This window comes from Kitasatospora sp. NPDC059648 (assembly GCF_042734825.1).
Taxonomy (GTDB): domain Bacteria; phylum Actinomycetota; class Actinomycetes; order Streptomycetales; family Streptomycetaceae; genus Kitasatospora.
The window spans coordinates 22,147-28,359 of sequence record NZ_JBHWDU010000096.1 but is presented as its reverse complement, the minus strand read 5'-3'; the positions used below and the strand labels follow the sequence as shown (position 1 = coordinate 28,359).

At 68.6% G+C, this 6,213-nt stretch carries 5 protein-coding genes and 3 pseudogenes; 2 read left to right on the top strand and 6 right to left on the bottom strand.

Features of this window, described 5'->3' with window-relative positions; all coding sequences use genetic code 11:
- Positions 1 to 202: 202 nt before the first annotated feature.
- The 3 genes and pseudogenes from ACFV1W_RS34915 to ACFV1W_RS34905 form a co-directional block, all read right to left on the bottom strand.
- Complete coding sequence (locus ACFV1W_RS34915) at positions 203 to 1,768, bottom strand: hypothetical protein (protein WP_380421288.1); 1,566 nt, start codon at positions 1,766 to 1,768, stop codon at positions 203 to 205.
- A gap of 747 nt (positions 1,769 to 2,515) precedes the next feature.
- Positions 2,516 to 2,771: pseudogene (locus tag ACFV1W_RS34910) on the bottom strand (transposase family protein); the annotation flags it as partial.
- A 75-nt stretch (positions 2,772 to 2,846) separates the two neighbouring features.
- Positions 2,847 to 3,335, bottom strand: a complete 489-nt coding sequence (locus tag ACFV1W_RS34905; protein WP_380421287.1) for a MarR family winged helix-turn-helix transcriptional regulator — start codon at positions 3,333 to 3,335, stop codon at positions 2,847 to 2,849.
- A 92-nt stretch (positions 3,336 to 3,427) separates the two neighbouring features.
- Between ACFV1W_RS34905 and ACFV1W_RS34900 the strand changes: the two genes are divergently transcribed.
- On the top strand, positions 3,428 to 4,015 hold the full coding sequence (locus tag ACFV1W_RS34900; RefSeq protein ID WP_380421286.1) for an NADPH-dependent FMN reductase: 588 nt from the start codon (positions 3,428 to 3,430) through the stop codon (positions 4,013 to 4,015).
- Between the two features lie 283 nt (positions 4,016 to 4,298).
- Here ACFV1W_RS34900 and ACFV1W_RS34895 read toward each other — a convergent pair whose 3' ends face one another.
- Together ACFV1W_RS34895 and ACFV1W_RS34890 are read right to left on the bottom strand one after the other, a co-directional pair.
- Positions 4,299 to 4,697, bottom strand: coding sequence for a hypothetical protein (locus ACFV1W_RS34895; RefSeq protein ID WP_380421285.1), 399 nt, complete (start codon positions 4,695 to 4,697; stop codon positions 4,299 to 4,301).
- Positions 4,698 to 4,965: 268 nt separating this feature from the next.
- Positions 4,966 to 5,169 (bottom strand): annotated as a pseudogene (locus ACFV1W_RS34890) (transposase); the annotation flags it as partial.
- A 332-nt stretch (positions 5,170 to 5,501) separates the two neighbouring features.
- Here ACFV1W_RS34890 and ACFV1W_RS34885 point away from each other — a divergent pair.
- Positions 5,502 to 5,825, top strand: a pseudogene (locus tag ACFV1W_RS34885) (SOS response-associated peptidase family protein); the annotation flags it as partial.
- Between the two features lie 91 nt (positions 5,826 to 5,916).
- Here ACFV1W_RS34885 and ACFV1W_RS34880 read toward each other — a convergent pair.
- Complete coding sequence (locus ACFV1W_RS34880; RefSeq protein WP_380421284.1) at positions 5,917 to 6,126, bottom strand: 4-oxalocrotonate tautomerase family protein; 210 nt, start codon at positions 6,124 to 6,126, stop codon at positions 5,917 to 5,919.
- Between the last annotated feature and the right edge of the window lie 87 nt (positions 6,127 to 6,213).

Here is a 6,213-nt window from a genome sequence, read left to right as displayed (position 1 = left end):
ACCGGTATTTGCCGCACCTGCCAACGCCCGCTTCCCACAAGAAGATCCACAAGCCGCGCTAGACAGCCCGCCCCGACCTAACGAAGTACTACTAGTTGGCCAGCAGTACGCCGAGCCCGGTCCCGCCGCAGCGCCACACTCCTGATGACTCGTGGCGCGGTCGGGGGGCCTGCCCTGGAGGGCCGCCGCAGCCCGCACCCGCTCAGGAGCCCGCGCCCGGGAGGCTGCTGCCCATGTTGAGTCGAGCCCCACCGGACGCGACCGGTGCGCACCGGGTGGGCTCCACGGCGCAGTCGGCCCAGTGGGCGGGGTGGGTCGCCCCGCCCAGGTCGTACTCCACCAGTTGCTTCAGCTGGCGTGGCAGTGACTCGACCGTGAATGGCCGACCGTGGTTGTCCACCTTCTCACTGAGCCTCGCCCCGTCGGCGGTCAGGTAGTCGACCTGGAACCGCCAGGAGCAGAGCTGTCCCTCGACGCCGCCGACCTGAAGCTCGATGTCCGCGGGCGTGGTGAACTGGCCGAGGTCGAGCTTGTGGTGGGCGAAGTAGTCCGCGCTGATGGCCTCACCGTGCTCGTCCACTTCCACCGCCGGAGTCCCGGGCGGATCGGCCAGCGACAGGAAGACGCCCGGCACGGGTTCCTGGCCCGCCGGCGGCGCGTACACGGCGCTGATGGCGGTGCTGGGCCTGCAGGAGATGTCGGTGGTGCCGATCTTCTCGATGGTCACGGACGAGGAGCGGTCCGTGGTGAAGTGCAGCCGATAGGTATCGCCGCCCACCATGCCCTCGTCGCCGGTCTCCCGCTTCATGAGCGCCTTCAGCCCGGGGTCCTTCGTGTCGACATCGACACCGGGCACATCGTCCCGGGGCAGCAGTCGGGGGTGCAGCTCCGCCAGGTACGACTGCACGGCGGCGAGGTCTTTCGGCTTGAACGGCGCGAGCGCGTTCTCCTGCGCCTTCGTCAGCTCCTGGTCCAGCGCGAGGGCCCACACGCTTCCCCGATGCTGGTCCGGACCCTCCACCACCACCCGGAACGGGGCAGTCTGGGCGTCCACAGCTCTCTCCCCCTGACGCTGGGCCGCCACGTTCGCCGCCGCCGTCCGGTTGTCGTACCACCGGTAGCCCACGATCGCGGTCGCCACGACCGCCAGCACGAGAACGGTGCCCCCGGCAGCGCGGGCGGGCGTGATCCGGCGGCCGGGGCCGCTGCCGGGGCCGTTGTAGTAGGTGACCGGCGCATTGATGTCCCGGCCAGCCCGGTAGCGAATACTGAGGGCGTGCGTCCGGAGCCGGTCCGCTTCCTGTCGTAACGCCCACAGCTCCGTGAGCTGCCCCCCATGCCCGGCCAGCACCGCCTCGGCCCGCGCCAGGTCCGCGGCTACCGCCTCCAGCCGCTGCTGCACCTCGGCGGCCGCCCGGTCGTCCCGGACGCCCTCGAGTTCGCTCCGCAGTTGCGCCAGCGCGTCCTCCACCCCCGCGAGCGGCCGCCCGGCGTGGGCGGCTCGTGCCAGGGGCATCAGCTCCGCCCGGGCCTGGGCTTCTTGGCCCAGACGCTCGGCGACCAGCGCGAGGAACGCCGTGGTGAACCGGACCGGGTCGGTGATCCGCAACTTGCCACCGAGGTACTTGCTGTACTTCTCCTCCGTCCAGCCGAGCCGCCCGGCCTGGGCCTTCTGTAGCAGCCCGGCCACCTTCAGGCGTGCGGACCAGCTCTTCAACGCCGCCGCCAGGAGACGGTCCGCCTCGGACACCCTGTCGTTCTGCTGCACGGATCACTCCCAGGAATTCGAGTTGCCCTAGCTTCGACAACTCTTGCCCCTGCCCGCAACTCCCGTTCTTTGATTTTGTGGTGACCATGAGTCAGAACGCACAGCACCGTCGAACCGCGCTGTTTCAGGCTGCCGGAACCGTACCCGTCCTCACCTCGGCGCCCTGGTGGTGCGTCACCCTCGTCCTGCTGAGCACCACCCTGCTGGGCCTGGCGGCCGCGCTCTTCCCGCAGGACAGCGCGGACCGCCGCGCGGTGCTCCAGAGCTGGACCGAGTTCAGGACACGGCGCGCAGGTGACGCGGCTGAGCCACCTCCGGAGCCTGCTGCAGCTGGTCGCGGGTCATCGAGGAGTGGCCGGGCAGCTCCTGTTCGGTCGCCATCCGGTACCGCCCGGCCTTCGTGAGCTTCCCGAGGTTCGCTCCAGCACCTCCAACGGCACGCCCCCAGAGTCGACGGCGGCGCTCAGGAGCATGGCGAAGCGGAGGCTGGCGCGCTGGTGCGGGACGCCGGGGCTCGGGCTCATCAGCAGCTGACAGGAGGTCCTGAAGCTGGAGGTCGCTGATGCTCACCGAGGCTGCTCAGAAGGAAATCGCAGCCCACAGCGCATGCTGGGCCAAGGCCGGGCCGCCCCTTCGGGAAGGCACCCGCGCCGCTACCACCCTCGAGCGGTGGCAGCAGGTCCACCAACTGCTCGAGGCCGGGGTCGGCCTGCTGGAATGCTCCCGCCGTCTGGGCCTTGCGCTGGGGAGGCCGGGCGCTTTCCCTGCGAGGAGGTCGGTGACCTGGTGGACGTAGGCGTGGGCGGTGCCGACGCTGATCCGGAAGCCGGCGGCGATCTGGGCGAGGATGTCGTGCCTTGCGCAGGTAGACCAGCGCGACCAGGGGCCCGCGGGGAGGGACGGAGCTTGCAGAGGCGGGTCACCCCCCCTGGGTGACGATGAGCACGGGGACCCACTCAACGAGGGCGTGTGGCAGGTCCAGTGCGGCAGGATAGGTAACCAACGAAAATCCCCGGCAGAACAGTTGAGACTTCAGACATCTCGCTCAACCGCCTGGCTCGTTGATGTAGGGCGTGATCTAGGACGCACCGTCGCTGGGAGTCTCGCTGCGGCGCGGTTCGAGGCGGTCGACCGTCTGCTCGCTCCAGGCCCGGATGGCTGATGCCTGTTCAGGGGTCAGCGAGTCGAGGACATGGTGGCGGATGTTGCCGCCGTGCACGCGGATGGCGCTCTGGGCGATACGGCGCCCCTCGGCGGTCAGGCCGATCCCCGCGCGGCGACCGTCGGCTCCGTAGCGGGTGCGCTCAACGAAGCCGCGCTTCTCCATGCGCGTCAGCTGATGCGAGACGCGGCTCTTGTCCCAGTCGAGCGACTCGGAGAGCTCGCCGACCCGCCACTCGCGGTCGGCGGCTTGCCACAGCGTCACCAGCACGCTGAACTCGGCCTTCGAGATGTCGCAGTCACGCTGCAGGCCGCGCTCCAGCTCCCTGGCGAGCAGGCGCTGCGCGCGCATCCAGACATCCCAGAACTCCCACTCCCGGGGTTCCAGCGATCGAGTCTCCGTCATGTCGCCGAGAATACCGCGCCGCGACCAGGACAGTTGTCACATCAACTCGCTCGATCTAGAGTTGATGTGACAACTCCCCTGGAAGGAAGTGCATGACGCTCCGCATCGCCCTCATCCTCGGAAGCACCCGCCCCGGACGCCGCGGCGACCAGATCGCCGCCTGGGCGCTGGCGGCCGCCCGTGCCCACGGCGGCGCCGACTACGAACTCATCGACCTCGCCGACCACGACCTCGGCAACCTCGACGAGCCCGGCAACCCGAACCTCCAGCAGTACCAGCACGGCCACACCCGCGCCTGGAGCGCACTCATCGCCCGCTTCGACGGCTACGTGTTCCTCGTCCCCGAGTACAACCACTCCTACCCCGGAGCCCTGAAGAACGCCCTGGACTACGTCTACCGGGAGTGGAACGACAAGGCCGCCGGGATCGTCAGCTACGGCGGCTGGGTGGCCGGGGCCCGAGCTGCCGAGGCGCTGCGCCTTGTCCTCGCCGAACTCCAGGTGGCCACGGTCCGGGCCCAGCCCACCATCTCCACGCATGCCTCGTTCCACACCGGTGCCTTCGTCCCCCAGGAGGGCCTGGACACCGCCGTGGGCCACATGCTCGACCAGGTGATCGCCTGGTCCGGCGCCCTGCGCGGAGTCCGTGAGGCCAGGACGCAGACGGCTGCGGCGGCATGAGGCCCGGTTCGTGGCCGATCACGTGATCGGACGTGGCCGTGGGGCTCTGTCCGCGAGAACGAACAAGGCCGGCCGTGCCCGTTGCAGCCCGAACTGGCTGACGTCAGCGGCCAAGGCCGTCCTCGCCCTGGAGTTGCACCGCTGAAAAGGCTCAGTGATCAGCAACCGGGGCCGCCTCTTCCACAGCGCTGGACATGATGAGCTCGGCGCTGACGGCGTGGTGGTCGTCGATGCCGATGCGGTGCAAGAAGGCCCACTGGTCGAGCTGAGCGCATGCCCAGGCTCAGTCATAGGCCGCAGTGGGCAACTGCGGGATGCGTCTGGGACCGGTCTCGTCGAGCCGGTAGGGCTCCTCGAAGGCGGTGTTCCACGCATGGAGGGCGGGACTGTATCGCCCCCGCGCCTCGTCGGCGCTGAGTCCAAGGTAGTCCCCGATCTGCGCCCACGAGCTGCCACGTTCGACTTCGTAGATGACGGCCGAGGCCAGGGCTCGTTCGGCCAGCTCTGTGAGCTGTTGGGCTTGGCTGACACGGCCGCCGAGACCGGTGTGGGCATCGTTTCGGGTGCCAACGAGGCCGGCCGCGCTGTCCGCGACGTCGGTTGCATGACCGGAGAGCACAAGACGGGCCAACGACTGCCGAGAGTACGTAACGCGGTGATCGTCGTAGGGCGTCTGCTTCATGAGGAAGAGGGTCCCACGTGCGTATGTTCAGCGCGTACCAAGCATTTCGGGTCCGCTGCTCAGGCCTGGCCCGCAACCGGTGGCCTTGCCCTCAACGGATATGCTCGGGTCTCCGTGCTCAGGGAGGCCAGCGCCGTTCTGTCGGTGACTGAGTGCAGACTGAGGTCATGAGCGCCTTGTCGTCTGATGCCGCCGGTCCAGCTGAGCACGGCCGTATCTGGGCGGAGTCGATGGGTGGGCCACTCGTGGTCGTACCGGTGCGCGTGCTGAGTGCCTCGTCGCGCCAGACGGCGTAGTAGGCGTGGACGGTGCCGTGGCTGGGGAAGTCGTGCGGGAGGTACTTCCAGGGGATTCCGGTCCGGTTGATGTCGAGGATCGCGTTGAAGACGTCGCGAAGGTCGACCTTCGGTGGCTGGCCGGTCGGCCGGCAGTCGAGCCGGGCCTTTCTCCATGCCGTCAGAATCGGCCAGATAAGCGCCCATCAGGCATCGGACAGATCACTCGGGTACGGCTTGTGCTCGATCATGGCACAGCGTCAGTACAGACGGGGGCGGAGGATCCTGTTCCACTGCCCGTCAGGCGTTTCTGTGACTTCTTCAAACCAGACGGACTATGGGGCATAGAAGGCGACGAGACAGACAGCCACACTTCCGGCGAGAGGAGGCATGTTATGCGCCTATCAGGCATAGCGCCATCAAAGCGGCATGACCCTAAGTCACTAAAGGGTCAGAAATGACAGAATGCCCGCTGAGTTCGTCCGGGTGGCTGCCCGCCGGCGGCCTGAGGGGTGGCAGAGTGGGACAGGTGTGCGGCAGATACGTTTTTTCTACGGCCAAGCCCGACGACCTGGTGAACATGTTCGGCGTGACGTCCTGGGATTCGGCCGAGACGCTGGCGCCCGACTACAACGTCGTGCCCACTAAGGATGTCTGGGCGGTCCTGGAGCGGCTCGACAAGGACACTGGGGTCGTTCAGCGGCACCGGCGGACGCTGCGCTGGGGCCTGGCGCCCTCCTGGGCGAAGGACCCGTCCGTCGGCTCCAGGATGATCAACGCGCGGGTGGTGACCGTCCACGAGAAGCCCGCCTACCGGCGGGCCTTCGCCGCCCGCCGCTGCCTGCTGCCCGCCGGAAGGCTCGAAGACGCGACGCGGGCGGGGGCCCGGTGATGGCCGCGTGGGGCACGGCGGGCTGCGCCGGGCCCCACGCGGGTGGTCGGCGTCAGGCGTCGCCGTTGAGCATGGCGGCGGTAAGGACGTTGCCGGCGACGCCCCAGCCGCCGTCGACGACCTCGTCGATGAGCACGACCGTGGTGGGACGGGCCCGCTCACCGTAGATCTCCGCGTACAGCTCGGTGGTGCGCTCGACGATCTTCTTCTTGTCCTCGGCGGTGACGGTGCCTGCGGGAACCTTGAAGTTGGCGAAAGGCATGGGTCTTACTCCTTGAGTGGGTTTCTTCCATGGGATCGGAAGTCTGTGTCCGGGGGTGGAGGGCCGATGACCGTCCCTCGGCTGGTG

Bases quoted from the DNA above. Each gene is read 5' to 3' on its own strand.
- ACFV1W_RS34905 (WP_380421287.1), bottom strand. From the start codon at position 3,335: ATGACGGAGACTCGATCGCTGGAACCCCGGGAGTGGGAGTTCTGGGAT.
- ACFV1W_RS34900 (WP_380421286.1), top strand. From the start codon at position 3,428: ATGACGCTCCGCATCGCCCTCATCCTCGGAAGCACCCGCCCCGGACGC.
- ACFV1W_RS34895 (WP_380421285.1), bottom strand. From the start codon at position 4,697: ATGAAGCAGACGCCCTACGACGATCACCGCGTTACGTACTCTCGGCAG.
- ACFV1W_RS34880 (WP_380421284.1), bottom strand. From the start codon at position 6,126: ATGCCTTTCGCCAACTTCAAGGTTCCCGCAGGCACCGTCACCGCCGAG.